A 15,622-nucleotide genomic window follows, 5' to 3' on the forward strand; every position below is an offset into this window, starting at 1 on the left:
GAGAGTATATAGTATTACCACACAGAATGGACATTTTCTTGTTCTAGAAAAAAAGTAAAATCCGTCCAAAATTCCTACAATCTATATATGGACTCAGGAAAAATGGACGGATTAATTTTTATGTTCTAGGGCTTATGCAAAGGCTTCTTCAAGTTGTTTTGCTAATTTCTCTTCAGAACTTTCCACACCTTCAGGAAGATAGATGTATTTGTGGTTCAGAGTAACTTCCTCACCAGATTCTTTGATAGTGTACTGATAAGGCTCTGTAGTAATCTTTGCAACCTTTCCAGACATCTCAGCACCTATTAAACCTTTACAGGTTTCTTCATCAAATGTAGTTGATATAGTAGCTTTCTTAGCTGTAGCATAGTATTGACCTGTAGCCTGGCTTAATACCATTTCAATTCCTCCTTGAACTTCTAAAATGTAGAATGAAGTTCCATCCTCTTTTTGTCTTGTTTTGTAACTGATAATTCGTACCATTGCTTTTGATTTTTGAGTTAGAAATTAATGATTAAGCCTGTTTACTACAGACTGTAAGAATAAGTGGAGGTGTTGAGTGCGGGGCGTAATGTAAGAGGTATTATCTTATTTTTCTAGAAACTATAGTTGATTTGTAAGTTTGGTTGGATGCAAAGCACTAACATAAATATTCATATGTTAAACAAAAGGTTAAGATACCATTCCTAGAAATGAATGAAATAGATTTTAGAACTGTAGCAGAATAGAGATCTATCCTTCAGTTTCAAAGTAATATTTACCTCCAATAAAAAAAGCTTAATTCCAACTTAGGGAGGGGGTATTGAGGAATCTTTAATCAAAGGGGGTTTGCAATGGAAGGACGGAAGCATAAGAATAAAGTCTCTAAAATTTTATTTTTTATAATTTTTTACAGAGGGAAGGAATAGATGGAGGACTTTCGTGAGGTGTAAAATTTTAAGGTTTATTTAAATCTGCTTACCTTTAATATTCTTTATAAGAATAAAAGTGATGAATAAGGATTGGTTATTATTAGTTCAAAAGTTTGATGTAGAAAGTGCTAGAATAAAATTTGAAAATATATGTGAAAGCCTGTTTAAAAAATTATACCCAAAAAAAACTGTTAGAACAGTTAAAGTGAATCAAGGAGATGGCGGAATTGATATATTTATAGGTGAAATAGGTGTTGAACCAATACATGTAATTCAGTGCAAATTCTTTCTTTCAGGGATTGACGAATCACAGAAATCTCAAATAAGAGAATCTTTTAAAACTGTTGTTGAATCTAAAGAATTTGAACCTAAAAGCTGGACTTTATGCATAATAAATTTGCTGGATTTATCACAAAATAAGTGGTGGAGTTCTTGGAAAAAAAATGTTGAAAAGAATTACAACTTACCAAACAGCTTTATAAGCTTAAAAGATGGGAATGAGTTAGTAGGGCTACTTAAAGAACACCATCTTTACAATAATTCTTTTGAATTAGAGGACAGCATCAGACTAGAGGAAATACATAATAAAATTGTAAAAGGAGATTTTGTTCCAGAAATTGATGTGAAAGAAATCCTAAAGAAAGCATCATATCCTTTATTACAAGTAAGAAACTATATTGAAAATAAAACTATTACTCATATAACGAGAACTGAAACTAAGTCAATATATGATTGGATTATAAATGAGCTACCTGTTAAACAAAAAAATGTTCTCATCCTAAAAGGAGAAAAAGGATTGGGTAAATCTGCAATACTAAAGGATTTATATGAGAAACTAGAGAAAGAGGGATTTGATGTAATAGGTATAAAAGCAGATAAGTTTTATTCAAATTCTATTTCAGATCTTGAAAGTAAGTTATTTGATAATTTATTAACCTTTGATAAAATAATAAAGAAGGTAGAGGAGAAAGGAAGCAAGATAGTAGTTATAATAGACCAGATAGATGCCTTATCTCTTACTTTATCTTCAAATAGGGAATTTATAGAAACTTATAATAAGCTTATTTTACATCTCCAAAATAGTAAATATATAAGAATAATAGTGTCTTCAAGGTCATATGATTTAAAATATGATGCAGAATTGAGTATTTACAATTCTGACGAATATAGAAAAGTGCTTGTAAACCCACTTTCTACAGAGAATGTAACCCAGACTCTTTCTTTATTTAATATTAACAGCACTTCCCCAAAATTACTACAGCTATTAAGAGTTCCAAATCATTTAGATATTTTTTGTAGAATATTTGATGGTAATTCTAAAAAAGAGGTAGATTCTATTTCTTCTTTAAAGGATTTATATGATCAACTATGGAAAAAATATGTCAGTCCTAAAAGAGATTTAAACCTCAAAAAACTTATTTTCTGTATAGCACAAAAAATGTATATAGAGCAAAGAATTTCTGTAGGTAATATTTATGAAGATGATTACTTTCAAGAGATTCATTACTTAAATTCATATAGCTTATTAAGTGAGTATAATAAAGAAATACAGTTCTTTCACCAATCATTTTATGAATATTGTTTTGCAAAGCAGTTCGTAGAAAATCAAGAAAGCCTAGAAAAATATATTTTAGATAATGAACAGAGTCTATATGTAAGGTCCGTTATAAAGATGGTTTTGGAATATTTAAGAGAATATGATATAAAGAAATATATAAATACAGTAGAAAATATTCTCATTTCTCCTGATTATAGGTTTCATGTGAAATCTCTTGTAATTACTAATATTGGTAGTGTAAAATATCCATGCACTTTAGAGAAGGAATTAGTTGTCATTAACGTACTTAAACGTGCTGATTATGAAGAGGTTTTTATGAATTCCGTTTATTCTGAGGGTTGGATGAAGTTTTTTATGTCAGAAAATATATTTATTAAGCGTTTTTCAAGTGAGAAAAATATAAATAATGAAGAAGATAAAACTTATTCTTTAAGTGATACTCTTTTTAATAGCAACTGGTTTATATTTAGAAATAACATAAATCTCTGCTCTATTTCCATTCTTGACTATTTAGATTCAATATCTTTTGAAAATAAGGATGGATTTATTGCTCAACTTCTTATGCAAATTGATGATTGGTCTGATGAAAATCTATTAAAGTACTTTGAAAAGTATATGCCCTTTGAAAATGAATCTACGGGTAGAAGAGAAAACTTTTGGCATTATGAAATCCTTAAAAGGGTTTTTCCAAATAATAGAGAGTATACTTTCAATAAACTTGCAGAGCCTATTTTGAATTTATATGAAGATAAAAAACAAATGTATGAATTTGAATACTCCTTAAATGCCACCATCGAAGAGCTTTATAAACACTCTCCATTAGAAACTTTTCAATTTCTATTTGGTCTTTATCAACAGATATCAAAAACACATAAAAAGCCATATTTTAATTATGAGAATATCCAATCTCCATTATATGAAAGCTCTAAGCTAAAGGATACTGACAGGTCTTTGATATCTCGAGGAGAAAAAGGAATAAAGCACTATCTGTACGAGTTTATAGAGAGTAGTGAAAACAGTTTTATATTAGGACTATTTACTAATTATAAAAATACTGATAATGTAGCTATTATTAAGTTAATTGTAAGAGGGCTTAACACTAGCCCAGACGTATTTAAAAATGAGATTATAGAACTAATAGATATTCTAACTAAGAAAGATATCTTTAGTGGAAGTGATGATAATTTTCAAGTGCTATTAAGGGAGCTTATTAGTAATATTTATTTGCACTTGGATAGGGAACAGACTAACTTTCTTAATAAGATTTTGTTAAATATTAAAACAACTTATGATTATTGGGTAGATAAAGGGAGGAAAAGAGTGTACTTACAGAGCTTTGGGAAAAAGAAATATCTTTTTATAAAAGCTCTTCCATCAGAAAAGATAAAAGATTATGAAAATCTCTATAAAACCTATCAAGAACTCAATAGAAAATTTGGAGAACTTAACCATAAAAAAGCAATGCATTCTTCTGGAGTTAAATGGGGTTCTGTAGGCTCTCCTTTAAAAGATTCAGCATACAATAATATGAGCTTTAAGCACTGGAGAAAAAGCATGATAAAGTATAATGAAAACTATAGTCCTATAGAATGGTTAAAAGGTGATATAGAGCAACATTCTACTGCTTTTAGTAATAAAGTAAAAGAAAATCCAGAAAAATTTTATGATTTTATAGAAAGCTTATTTGAAAACAAGGATATATCACCTAGGTATGTCATTAAAGGTATTGGAGGACTGATAGATGGTGGATATAACCCTGAAAAAGTGAAGAGAATTTATAAAAAATTTTTAGCATTAAATATTAAAATCCCTTTATATCAGGACATACTTAATCATCAAGCTGGTTATTTCGTGAAAAATAAAAATATAGATTTAGATATAGTATCATATCTACGTGATATGGTGATTAATTTTCCTGAAAAAGAGAAAGAATTAAACCCTCAATATCCTTTACATGATGCCATTAATTCAATAAGGGGATCTGCTCTTTACGAATTAATGTGCTGTTACTATGATAAAGATTTTGAAGAAATAATATTTTCATCAATAGAAAATGTAATAGAAAATCCACTTTGTAATGACTCAGTAAGAGCTATGATCTTGGATAAGCTTGCATATCTAAATCACCTAGATATAGATAGAGCATTTAAAATATTCTCAAAACTAACAGATACAGATGATGTTAAAATCCTTAAGTTTTCTATTAATACTGCTCAATACTTTAATAATAAATATCATAATGAAATGGAGATTTATTTCAACAGAATATTAGGAATCTCAGAACTTCATAAGGAGAGCTTTGTAATGATATCAAGCTGGTTACTTGGCTTAGATAATGACAAACAACTTTTCAATAAATTTATAAACAAAGGAAAAGAAGCGAAGCTATGTGCCCTACATGTAGCAGAAGAGTTTCTAATTGACAAAAGTGGAAGTGTTAATGATAAAGCATTAAATATATTATCTAACCTCTTAGGTGAGACTGATAAGGAATTTGCACATGAATATTCAGCCATAATTTTGAGAAAATTTAAATTGGCAAACTTCTCTTGTTTCTTGCCTTTTCTTCGAAGCTATTCTAAATCTTTTTCCTGCAAAAGGAGTCCATCATATTTTTTACAATATCTTTTAAAATCCTCTAAAGATTATCCTGAAGAATGTATAGAACTTTTAAGTAATATGGATTTCCGTGAAGCTCCAAATATTCAAGAAAGGGGTTATTATGATAAAGAACCTGTACAGCTAATACTGGGAATATATAGTAAATTGGTTTCAGAAATCAATAAAAATAAACACCTCATAAATAAGTCTCTTGATATTTTTGATAATATGCTAAAGCATACACATCTTAGAAACAATGCTAATCAAGCCATAGAATCTATGATATAAATTAGTTAATATTTAATCTGGCAGCTATAAATAAAACCATTCCTAATCAAGAAATGGTTTTGTTATTAGAGTGTAGGAGACTTTAAGTTCTATTTTAATATTTTATATGAAGTGTAGTCCTTGATTGTTTTTAGCTCATAAAATTCTTGTTTATCAGCATCTATAATCCTAATATCATCTAAAGGAACATTTTGACAGTGGATGAAATTAATAAACTTACCCGCGTTAAACTTGCCTTTTACAATAATATCAAAACCTTTTTCTACTTCTAATGAGCTGTACCATTCCCAATCTCTAAGCCTTTGATAATCATCGATATTTGAATTAACACTATACAAAAATTCATCATATTTTTTGTTGTCATCATCTAACTGATTAATTTTAGATACAATTCCTTGTGGTAAAAGTTTTTCCCATTTAGGGTCTTCATCACTTAAATTTTTATTTTTCAAAATTGTTAGAACAGCTTCCTTAAAATTGGTCAATACCTCTTTAGCGTTGTTTATATTTCTTATTCTCACAATTTGATACCCTTTTAAAGGCTTTTCACCTTTTACATTAAGTGTTATGTTTCCTTGTTCTGTCATCACTTTATTTTTTAATAATTACTGCTTTTTTGTTAAATATTTTTTCAAAATCTTCTATTTTCATACTATAAGAAGAGCCTTGATTCATAGGTAATGGGTCTCGTAAAAATACTTTTCCATTTTCTACTTTTTCCAATACTATTGCATGTCCTTTAAACTCATTAGTCCATAAACTTACAACTGCCTTATCTCCATCTTCTAGTTTTTCTAAAAGCATGGTGAATTTAATATCTCTTTCTGCAATGGCTATAACTTCATCTTCTAATCTCTTAAAATATAAAGCTTCAGGAATATCTAAAATTGAAGCCCCACCAGCATCAGTTTTTAAGGCTCTAGCCAACTCATCTTCTAACAATAAAATACCTTTGTCATGTAATGCCATTCTCAAAGAAGTAGCAGCACAAGTATAATCTGTAGATTGTCCAAAGACTTTGGCTTCACTTACAAATCTTTCAATCTTAATTCCTGCATTTTCAGCAAAAGATTTGGTTGCATCACCACCACCTTTTTGTAATTTTCTTCCTTTAAGTATTACTTCCTCTATATCATGAATCTCATCAGCTAGTTCTTCAGCCTTAGCTCCATTTTTAGTACCCTGTAATAGTTCTTCTATAAACTTAATGAAGCCTTTAAACCCTTTCGCACAAGCCTTCCCAAATCTAATAATAAATCTTGAAAGAAAAGTTAGTAAATCTGTAATACCAAATGTTACAGCAGAAATTGCTTCCCTTGTTATTACTTTTAGCAAGCTTGTAGCTTTTTGTAGATAAGTTGTTCCTTTTATGACATTTCCTGCACCCTCAGTAAAAATAAAAAGTAAAATATTGATGATGAACTCAAAAAAGACTATACCTACATAAAATGCTATTGTATAACGAGAAGCTTTATCCCAATACTCCTTCATCTTGTCAAATATACCTTCAAAATCAGATTGGGAGATACCTCCACCTGAACTGAACAGATCTTTAACTCCTTTTAAAAATACAGGACTATTTGCAAGAATCCAGTCTAATACATCTTCTGCTTTCTCTAACAAATCTCTTTTATCCTTATACTGGTCATAAGACAAGGCTGTTGTTGGCTGAAAAAGAAACTGTAAGATGTATAAAATACATTGTAAAAGACCTATAAGCCCACTGTTTATACCACAGTAAAAGGCATTAGCAACTTTCAGAACCTCTATTCCTTGTTTTGCCAGCTCAGTAAGGTCATCTCCAACCTCAGAAAGAAAATTTTTAATGGTATCAATAACACCACTAATCTTTTCTACAAGTCCTTTGAAGGCATCAGGAAGATGTTCAATAGAAGCATCCTTAACTTTACTTGCTGCCTGTTTTACCAATTCCCAAACCTGAGTAAAAGCAACTTCTGCACCCTGAACAAAAGGATTGTTCCCCAGATTTTCAAAGAATTGTGAAGCCTTATTCATATTTATTGGTATAGGAATCACACCTACACCAACTACAAGAGGAATCAAAGGTGTGTAATCCTTAGATTCAGGGTTGTAATTCTTCTCTGTAGGTTTTAAGCTTTCCAATTGCTCTGCACACCATCCAATGGCATCAGCAGGAATGGAAGTGATATTACCTATGATTTCTTCAAATCTTCTGTCTCCTGTGTAAAACTGATATTCTCTCATTAATGCATCACGTGCAAGAGTTGCATTAATCTTATCTCCTTCATGGGTGTATGCTAGCTGGGCTAAAAAAGCAGCTTCATCTTCCAAAGATGTGATATTCTTAAAGAACTTTCCACCAACAGTAGAGGGGAGTGGGTCTGGAAATCTCTTAAAAAGCTGAACAAAATAATCTCCCATCTTGGCAATATAAAAATCACCTGCGAAGTTGGATTTTTTAGAATCTGGTTTTTCATAGAAAAGGAAAAGACTCTGGGGTTCTCTTTTGTTGGCATTATAGCTTCCCAATACCTGAGAACCATTCTCACAAGGTAATACCTGAGCTTGATACTCATATCCTTTCTCTCCCTTATCATTTATTCCAGTAGACGCAAAGACTGATACAGGATTATCAGTAAGATAAGAATATCCTAGTGGAGTGTTTCTGTAATCATGGAAAGGACTTCTGTAATCAGGAGAATTATCCTTGTTGACTATAGTATTTCCAAAGGCACTATTATTCCCTACAAATCCCTTATTTAAGTCTTCAATGGAAATGACTTTGAACTCTGATAAATCATCACTCCAGTCATCATCAAATAGTTTTTTCATAAGCTGTGTTTTAGAAGTTAATATTTTGTTTAAATGTTTCTAAAGCAAAGCTAATCTTCACTCACGCCAAAACTTGACGTGTTATATTTTGTTATATGGAATTAAAAAATCCATCCCAAATAAAAGTAAGCAAATTTCATTTTTAGCTAAAGTCTAATCTGCCTGAAAAACTTGTTTTTCCGGAAAAAATTTACGGAGGAATCCCATTATCCAGAATAGTGGTGTGTTTGGTGTGGGGAGTATTACATGAGAATATAACCGTAAAGTTTTAATACAAGGATAGGAGTTTTTGTTATATCCAAAACTGTATTTAAGCGCAAAACTTAACTAATATTACGGAAAACAGTAATTATAACATCAAAAATCTTTGTATTTTACGAATTCAAAAAATAAAAACATATAATATGTGGAAAGATAGTGAAACGCACATTGACTTATTGAACTTTGATTATTTAGTTGAGGTCACGAAAGATATCATTGAAAATGAAGATTTGTCTCCTTGTACCATTGGAGTATATGGGGATTGGGGAAGTGGAAAATCGAGTTTGGTAGAAATGATTCTAAAATCATATGAAGCAAATGAAGATTTTTTATGCATAAAATTTAATGGATGGTTGTTTGAAGATTATGAAGATGCCAAAACAGCGTTGCTAGGAACAATTATAGATAAAATTAAAGAAAAGAGAAACCTCAGTGCAAAGGCAATAGCCGGAGTAAAAAAGCTTTTAAAAAATATAAATTATCTAGATTTAGCAAGTAAAGGGCTGAAATATGGAGTAGATTTCATGCTGACAGGTGGATTAGGAACTATTGCAGATATTACAATACAGCAGGTTGCTTCACATTTAAAATCAGCAGGTCAAGAAGTTAAAGATGAGGAAATAAAAAAAGTTCTTGAAGGTACTTTTTCAAAGGAGGAAGTAAGAAAAAATCTTAGAGAGTTTCAAAAAGATTTTGAAGACTTACTTAAAGAAACTAAAATTAAAAAATTAGTTGTTTTTATAGATGAACTTGACAGATGTAACCATGATACAATTCTAGAGACTTTAGAAGCAATAAGATTGTTCTTGTTTACAAAGGGAACTTCATTCATAATTGGCGCAGATGAAAGGCAAGTAATGTATGCTGTAGGAAAAAGATTCCCAGAAGTTAAAGGAAACCATTTAGATATTGGTAAAGAGTATCTTGAGAAAATGATACAATATCCAATAAAAATACCTCAGTTGGGTATTTACGAGATGGAGTTTTATATTACATCATTATTTCTTCAAGAAACTTTCAAAAAAGAATATGCTGAAATAATAGAATTTCTTAAATCAGAAAGAGAGCAAAACTTCATTAAATTCGAGATTAGTTATGACTTAATAAAAGATAAATTTCAGGACATTGATGAGGATAAGTTAAAAGATGTAATATCAGTCTCTAAGCAAGTTTCATCAGTACTTTCAAACAGGCTTAATGGAAATCCAAGACACTGTAAAAGGTTCTTGAATGCGCTATCCATGAGAATGAAAATGGCTGAGTTTAAAAATATAAACTTAGATAAAAAGGTTTTAGCTAAATTAATGTTAATAGAATATTTCAAAGATGATGTATTTAAGAAAATAGGAGAACTTCAGGCAAATGAAAATGGGAAGCCAACAGAAATTAAACTAGTTGAAGAAAACAAATGGGATGAGGTAGAAGCTTTGAAGCTTTGGAAAGATGATTCTTGGTTAAATAATTGGATAAAGTCTGAACCAAAACTGTCAGATATTGATTTACAAAACTATTTTTATTTCACAAGAGAAAGCTTACAAACTGCTTCCTTTAAATCATCTTACTCGCTTAGCTCAGAAGCTGAAAATATCTTAAAAGGTTTGCAAGCAGGCTCTGATACTTTCAGAAATGAAGCTATTAAAAAATCAAGAAATATAAATGAATTTGAATCTTCAGAGATTCTAAAAACACTTTTTGTATCAATAGAAGCATCAACAGAGATTGATTTAAACTTATTAAAGTCATTTCTTGAATGGGGTAAAGCTAATGAAAGTCTCCATTCTGATACTATAGCAAAATTGTCAACCTTACCTGCAAAAGCTCTAAAGTTCACTTTCATACCCAATATTTTTGAGTTTGGAAGAGCTACTTATAAGTTTGAAGATATTAAAGAACTAGCTGGGAAATGGGAAAAAGAAAATACAAAATTAAAAAAAGCAATTGAGCAGGAACTAAAACAAAACTAAACTATGGGAACATCAAGTATGTATGGGGGGTATTCCAATGGGGGTTCACAAAATAATCCTCTAATACCACCAGATTTTGAAGATAATGAGCAGGAAAACACCAATAATCAAGAAAGTCAGAATCCTGAAAATGAAGACTCTGAACAAGATTCAGAGGATAATAAGGTAGAACAACAAGAAGAACAAACTGTTGAATGGAGCAATGCAAAAACTTTTATGTCAAATGTAGCTTCAGGAAGATCTTCTAATATTAAGGGAACAGTTTCAAAATATGTAAAAGCATATGGAGGAGCTAAATCTGCTTCAAAAAATGCAGTAGGAGGGATTAAAACAACTATTAATCTTGGAAATTTTGTAAAAAGTATTTCAGAGCAAGGACTGAAAGAAACTCTTGATGCTTATAAGATAGATTATAAGGATAAGAGCACAAAAGAAATTCTAAGCGAACTAATAAACATTTTAGCCCCTTCTCCTAAAACAAAAGATGATGCTGTTTCAAGAAAGGCTTTGATTCTCACAATGGAAGTGTTATATGAACTTATAGAAAAAGAGAATTTAGAGATAGAAGCTATTGAAAAATTAGATATAAATATCATAATTCCAACTTATATAGAAGTTTATATCTATCAAAAGTTAATAAATGATTTAGGATCAAGAATTGAAAGTAATTCTAAAAGTGCAGCAGATGCAGTAGCATTAGAAAAGGATATAAAAGAATATATTCATTCTAAGATTGAGATTGTCTTTAAAGGTAAAGAGATTAAAGATTATGAATTTTCAACAAAAGAAATACTAAGCCTTTATAACCAATGTTACACCGTAATTGAAGATTTATTATGACAGAATTTATATTTAAACTAAATACTGATGATGCATTCACTGTAGCCTCAGCAACTGAAGTAGATTTAACTTCAAAGGCAGACTATAATCATACATTTTTTAATTTATTAAGACCTCTATATCGTATGCCAAGCTTTTTTCAAAATGAGGCATTAGATTTATGGTATATCTCTTTAATGGTGTATTATGTTGATAGGAAGGTTTTAAGAAGCGGAACCTTTGACAACTGGACTAGAGAAGTAAAACTTTACATTCCAGTATTAGAAGTTGATAAATGGAATGAAAATAAGGATTTGCTTGTAGAAATGATTTCTTACTTAAGTGGTGATATTTGGGATTTTGAGTTTAGAAAAAGAGAATTAAATGAAAAAGAGGCTAAAATATCTAGAAACATTGCTCAAAGATATATTTCAAGTAAGTATATTCCTGATTGCTTTTGTATGCTATCTGGGGGTCTAGATTCATTTATTGGTGCAATAGATCTACTAAAAGAAAGCAAAAACATTGCATTTATTGGGCATTATGGAGGAGGAAAAGGGGTAAAGCCTTTCCAAGATAAAGTTGCTTCCCTATTAAAGGATAAATTTGGCTTACAAGATGAGCAATTTTTCAATTTTAATGCAACACCAATTGGAGGAATTGAAGATACAACCAGAACCCGTTCATTTATGTTTTTTATGCATGCTATTATTCTAGCATCCTGCATGAATAAAGAAGTTGATTTATATATTCCTGAAAATGGATTAATATCTTTAAACATTCCTCTTACCAATTCTAGATTGGGGAGTAGTAGTACTAGAACAACACATCCATATTATCTAAAAATGTTTCAGGAATTATTAGTAAAACTTGGTGTAAAAATAAAATTAAAAAATCCTTATCAGTTTTTAACCAAAGGAGAAATGTTATTAAACAGTAAGGAACCAGATTTTATTAAGGAACATTATAAAGAGACAATGTCTTGTTCCCACCCGGATCAAGTCAGATGGGTAAAAGGTAGTTTTAAGCCGAAACACTGTGGCACATGTTTGCCATGCACTATTAGAAGAGCTTCTGTTTTAAAAGCATTTGACAGTGATGCTACACCATACAGAGATATTGATTATGAAAATAGGAAAGCAAACATAGAACTAAGATCTTATAAGATTGGACTTTTAGATTATGTTGAAAATGATAAGGGTTTATTTACAATTCAAATGTCCGGAAAAATTGATGAGGAGATAGATAAGTATGAAGATTTATTTAAGAGAGGAATGGAAGAATTAGCCACTTTTATAAATACTAAGAATGACTAATTTTTTATTTGACACTCATGCTCATTTAGATTTATCACCTAATTTTAATGAAGAAGTTAACAGTATTGAAAGACTAAAAATATATACAGTAGCTGTAACAAATCTTCCTCCTCTTTATATTAAATTTAAAAATAGGATTGAATCAAAATATATAAAGCCTGCTTTAGGCTTTCATCCTGAACTCATTGAGAAATATCAAAAGTATATACCTCAAATGTGGAGTTTATTAAATGAGGCGAAATATATTGGAGAAGTTGGTTTAGATTATAAGGTTGCAATTAACTCAAAAGCAACTCAATTAAGTTTTTTTGAATCACTTATTCATAAGTGTAATGATTTAGGTGGGAAAGTATTAACCATACATAGTAGAAATAGCGTTGATGATATTTTATCTATTATAGGAAGTAGGTTTAATAGTAAGTTCATCTTACATTGGTACTCAGGTAATTTAAAAAATATAGATATAGCAGTTGCCAATGGAGCCTACTTTTCTATTAATAATGCAATGTTCAATTCTAATAATGGTTTAAAGGTAATCAATCATATACCTGCTGACAGGCTTCTTTTAGAATCTGATTATCCTTTTGTAATGAATAAGAACAAAACTCCTTTCAGAGTTACTGATATTAATGAAACTGTTAATAATTTAGCCAAACTCAGAAATAAGGACTATGATGAAATGCTGGGGCTTTTAAATATTAACCTGAGAAAAATATTATCATAAAAATTACTTTAGGTAATAAATATTGAAAAATAGCCCTGTATCAAACAGGGCTATTACTAACTCAAAAACCAATGATAATTAGGACTACCATTGAGTGTTTTCTGAATACCCTTTGAAAACTCAAAAGCATTCAGATTCCTGTCTAGGAAAGTATCTATATAACTGCTCTTATTAGCCTGTGTAAAGAGATTGTAAGCATCCCAAAGGTTAATTCTTCCATCTGCCTGTCTACAAAAGTTATTATCTTCATAATAGTCTTTTGCCATAGTATTGATATGGCTGTCATTAAAATTTAACAAAGGAATATTCTGCTTTTCAGACTTAGGTAGATGTTGATAGAGCCTACTTTTTCCTATAAGCTGAGCAAACTGATGCTCAGAAAGATAATCCTGTGTAAGCTCTTTCATTTCCATAAGGTGAAGCTCTGCATTATAACTCTGCATTGTTTCTAGTGCCTTAGTGTATAATTCATGAGCATTGGAAACCCTCATATCTTCAAGAAATCCATCTGTTGATACACACAGATTCATGCAGACTTGGTTTTGGAATCCTATAAAAAACTTAAACCTCTCCAGTGACTTTTTTGAATATAAATTTTCCTGATTATAACTTCTGATTCCTCCTATTGTAAGAGATAGCTCATTACCATTTACAATATCAGTGATACTTGGAACTTTAATAATGAATGCCATTCTCTCATAGTAAATAGTCTTTTCATGCTCTAAAAGCTCTTTTACGGGCTTATATATTGCACTTGGAGTTCTGCCTTTAATTTGATGAGAAACTCTGATTTCTGGTTCTGTAATGCTATGGTGAGGGAACACTTCTTGAACAGCACTCAATACCACTTCGATAAACTCCTGATGAGCTATTGTCTTCTCATTATCCTTAGAAAATACAGGAATAATACAATCACTCTGTAAGTGATGTAGTGTGACTTCTGATGTATTAGCTAGGATAAAAGGATTAGGCTGATTATCTCTACTTTCAGCTAGAACAGCAGGATTATGAGATATAGTCTGTGCTTTAGAATTAGGCATTAAAAAAGCCTGAACTACATTTGAAGTTTCAGGCTCTTTCTTTGGGATATCAATTCTGGGGATATCAATCTCATTCATCTTGCTTGGGTAGAAAACCTCTGCATCTTCAAAGGTCTCATTATCATCTAGGAAAAGGTCTCTGATTGATTTCTTTTCTACAGAAACAGTATTGCTTACACTTCTTAGCTCTAGGCTTATAGGAGCTTCTACTGATCTAGAAACTAATTCTATAATGTTGGGAGTTTTACTGAAACTTTGAGTGTCCATTTTTACTGAAATTATTAGGGTTAGTTAAATTGATAAGTAGGGATTTCTTAGCTTCAAAATCAGGCTTTAAGTTCTCCTGATACTGAGGAAACTGTCTGTACAAGGCTAATAGTTCAGTAACAGATTTACAGCTTTGGATAGTTTCATATACTTCCTGTTCTGTAGCATCTATCAGGTTTTGGCTTGGAGTACACTCAAAAGCATCTTTTGGATCTATTTTAGGCATAGAGTTTCTTCCTGTAGGACTTGGGACAAAGCTTTGTGTAGGATCAGTTTTTGAACCTGAATTACACCATTCCAATATCATTTTACCCGTATCAGATGTAACTACAAATTCAGGTTTGTTCATAAATAGTCCTGTTCTGTCCTTTGAAGCTTTAGCTAAGTGGTTTTCATTGACTAACTCGAAGTTGATGGTTAATTCATATTCAAAACCATCTCTGGTGATCTCTTTTGTTCCATGCTTCACCACTTGGGTTTTGCCATTACTTCAACATCTAAAGAGTAATCTATCTTTCTTCTTGTGGTGGTAATTATGTGGCAACTTGATTGTAATATCTTATTGATAAAGGCTTGGTGGCGAGGCGTAACTAAACTCCAGTCTTGGAACCTACCTCCTAATTGCTCATGAATTTGTAAACATCCTCCAGAACCATTCCATTCATGACTGACAGAATCAATGATTACAACTGAGATATTAGATTTCTCACATAGCTCAATTGCCTGAATGTATCTTTCAGGACTGTATGGAGCTTGTAAGTCCAGTACATTGTAGTTTCCTAAGTCTGAATAAAGAGAAGCAGAAGAGTTCTCTGTATCTATTACAGCTATTTTACTCCAGTCCTGTGTCATTCCGTAAGCTAATAGTAAAGCTGATTTGGTCTTTCCAAAGCCTGATGCTCCAGATAAGCCAAGTCTCAACTTGACCTGTTGTCTTTGTGATTGTTTTAATTGCATAATGATTAATTTAAAAGGTTGAAAATGAATTTATTTTATGGGTGAATTACAATTTGGCTATCAGCTTCAAATGTTTATGAGTAGAGCTAAAACTATTGAAAT

At 30.9% G+C, this 15,622-nt stretch carries 11 protein-coding genes; 5 read left to right on the plus strand and 6 right to left on the minus strand.

Going from position 1 to position 15,622, the window contains the following annotated elements; genetic code table 11:
• Nucleotides 1-132: 132 nt before the first annotated feature.
• Nucleotides 133-483 carry a hypothetical protein gene (locus EG348_RS06960; RefSeq protein ID WP_123981919.1) on the minus strand — a complete coding sequence of 117 codons (351 nt, stop codon included), beginning with the start codon at nucleotides 481-483 and terminating at the stop codon, nucleotides 133-135.
• Nucleotides 484-990: 507 nt separating this feature from the next.
• On the opposite strand from EG348_RS06960, the gene EG348_RS06965 reads away from it, so the two are divergent.
• Nucleotides 991-5,358 carry an NACHT domain-containing protein gene (locus tag EG348_RS06965; protein WP_123981921.1) on the plus strand — a complete coding sequence of 1,456 codons (4,368 nt, stop codon included), beginning with the start codon at nucleotides 991-993 and terminating at the stop codon, nucleotides 5,356-5,358.
• 89 nt (nucleotides 5,359-5,447) lie between these two features.
• Here EG348_RS06965 and EG348_RS06970 read toward each other — a convergent pair whose 3' ends face one another.
• The gene (locus EG348_RS06970) at nucleotides 5,448-5,945 is read right to left on the minus strand and encodes a hypothetical protein (RefSeq protein WP_123981923.1); all 498 of its coding nucleotides are present in this window, start codon (nucleotides 5,943-5,945) and stop codon (nucleotides 5,448-5,450) included.
• A gap of 4 nt (nucleotides 5,946-5,949) precedes the next feature.
• Nucleotides 5,950-8,172 (minus strand): cysteine peptidase family C39 domain-containing protein, encoded by a 2,223-nt coding sequence (locus EG348_RS06975; RefSeq protein ID WP_123981925.1) that lies wholly within the window; start codon nucleotides 8,170-8,172, stop codon nucleotides 5,950-5,952.
• A gap of 404 nt (nucleotides 8,173-8,576) precedes the next feature.
• Here EG348_RS06975 and EG348_RS06980 point away from each other — a divergent pair, with 404 nt between their 5' ends.
• From EG348_RS06980 to EG348_RS06995, 4 genes are read left to right on the plus strand one after another with little or no spacing between them, the layout of a single operon-like run.
• Nucleotides 8,577-10,397, plus strand: coding sequence for a P-loop NTPase fold protein (locus tag EG348_RS06980; protein ID WP_123981927.1), 1,821 nt, complete (start codon nucleotides 8,577-8,579; stop codon nucleotides 10,395-10,397).
• A gap of 3 nt (nucleotides 10,398-10,400) precedes the next feature.
• Nucleotides 10,401-11,237, plus strand: coding sequence for a hypothetical protein (locus tag EG348_RS06985; protein ID WP_123981929.1), 837 nt, complete (start codon nucleotides 10,401-10,403; stop codon nucleotides 11,235-11,237).
• The gene (qatC, locus tag EG348_RS06990; protein ID WP_123981931.1) at nucleotides 11,234-12,532 is read left to right on the plus strand and encodes a Qat anti-phage system QueC-like protein QatC; all 1,299 of its coding nucleotides are present in this window, start codon (nucleotides 11,234-11,236) and stop codon (nucleotides 12,530-12,532) included. The genes EG348_RS06985 and qatC overlap by 4 nt, the downstream gene beginning before the upstream one ends.
• Nucleotides 12,525-13,256, plus strand: a complete 732-nt coding sequence (locus EG348_RS06995; protein ID WP_123981934.1) for a TatD family hydrolase — start codon at nucleotides 12,525-12,527, stop codon at nucleotides 13,254-13,256. The genes qatC and EG348_RS06995 overlap by 8 nt, the downstream gene beginning before the upstream one ends.
• 56 nt (nucleotides 13,257-13,312) lie before the next feature.
• On the opposite strand, the gene EG348_RS07000 is transcribed toward EG348_RS06995, so the two are convergent.
• The 3 genes from EG348_RS07000 to EG348_RS21840 are packed head-to-tail and all read right to left on the minus strand — an operon-like array spanning nucleotide 13,313 to nucleotide 15,484.
• Entirely contained in the window at nucleotides 13,313-14,563 is a 1,251-nt protein-coding gene (locus tag EG348_RS07000; protein WP_123981936.1) for a DUF3871 family protein, read from the minus strand.
• Complete coding sequence (locus tag EG348_RS21835; protein WP_228414840.1) at nucleotides 14,541-15,032, minus strand: hypothetical protein; 492 nt, start codon at nucleotides 15,030-15,032, stop codon at nucleotides 14,541-14,543. The genes EG348_RS07000 and EG348_RS21835 overlap by 23 nt, the downstream gene beginning before the upstream one ends.
• A complete protein-coding gene (locus EG348_RS21840; protein WP_262696710.1) occupies nucleotides 15,029-15,484 on the minus strand; it encodes an ATP-binding protein in 456 nt (151 codons plus the stop codon). The genes EG348_RS21835 and EG348_RS21840 overlap by 4 nt, the downstream gene beginning before the upstream one ends.
• Nucleotides 15,485-15,622: the final 138 nt, after the last annotated feature.

This window comes from Chryseobacterium sp. G0201, assembly GCF_003815655.1.
Lineage (GTDB): Bacteria > Bacteroidota > Bacteroidia > Flavobacteriales > Weeksellaceae > Chryseobacterium.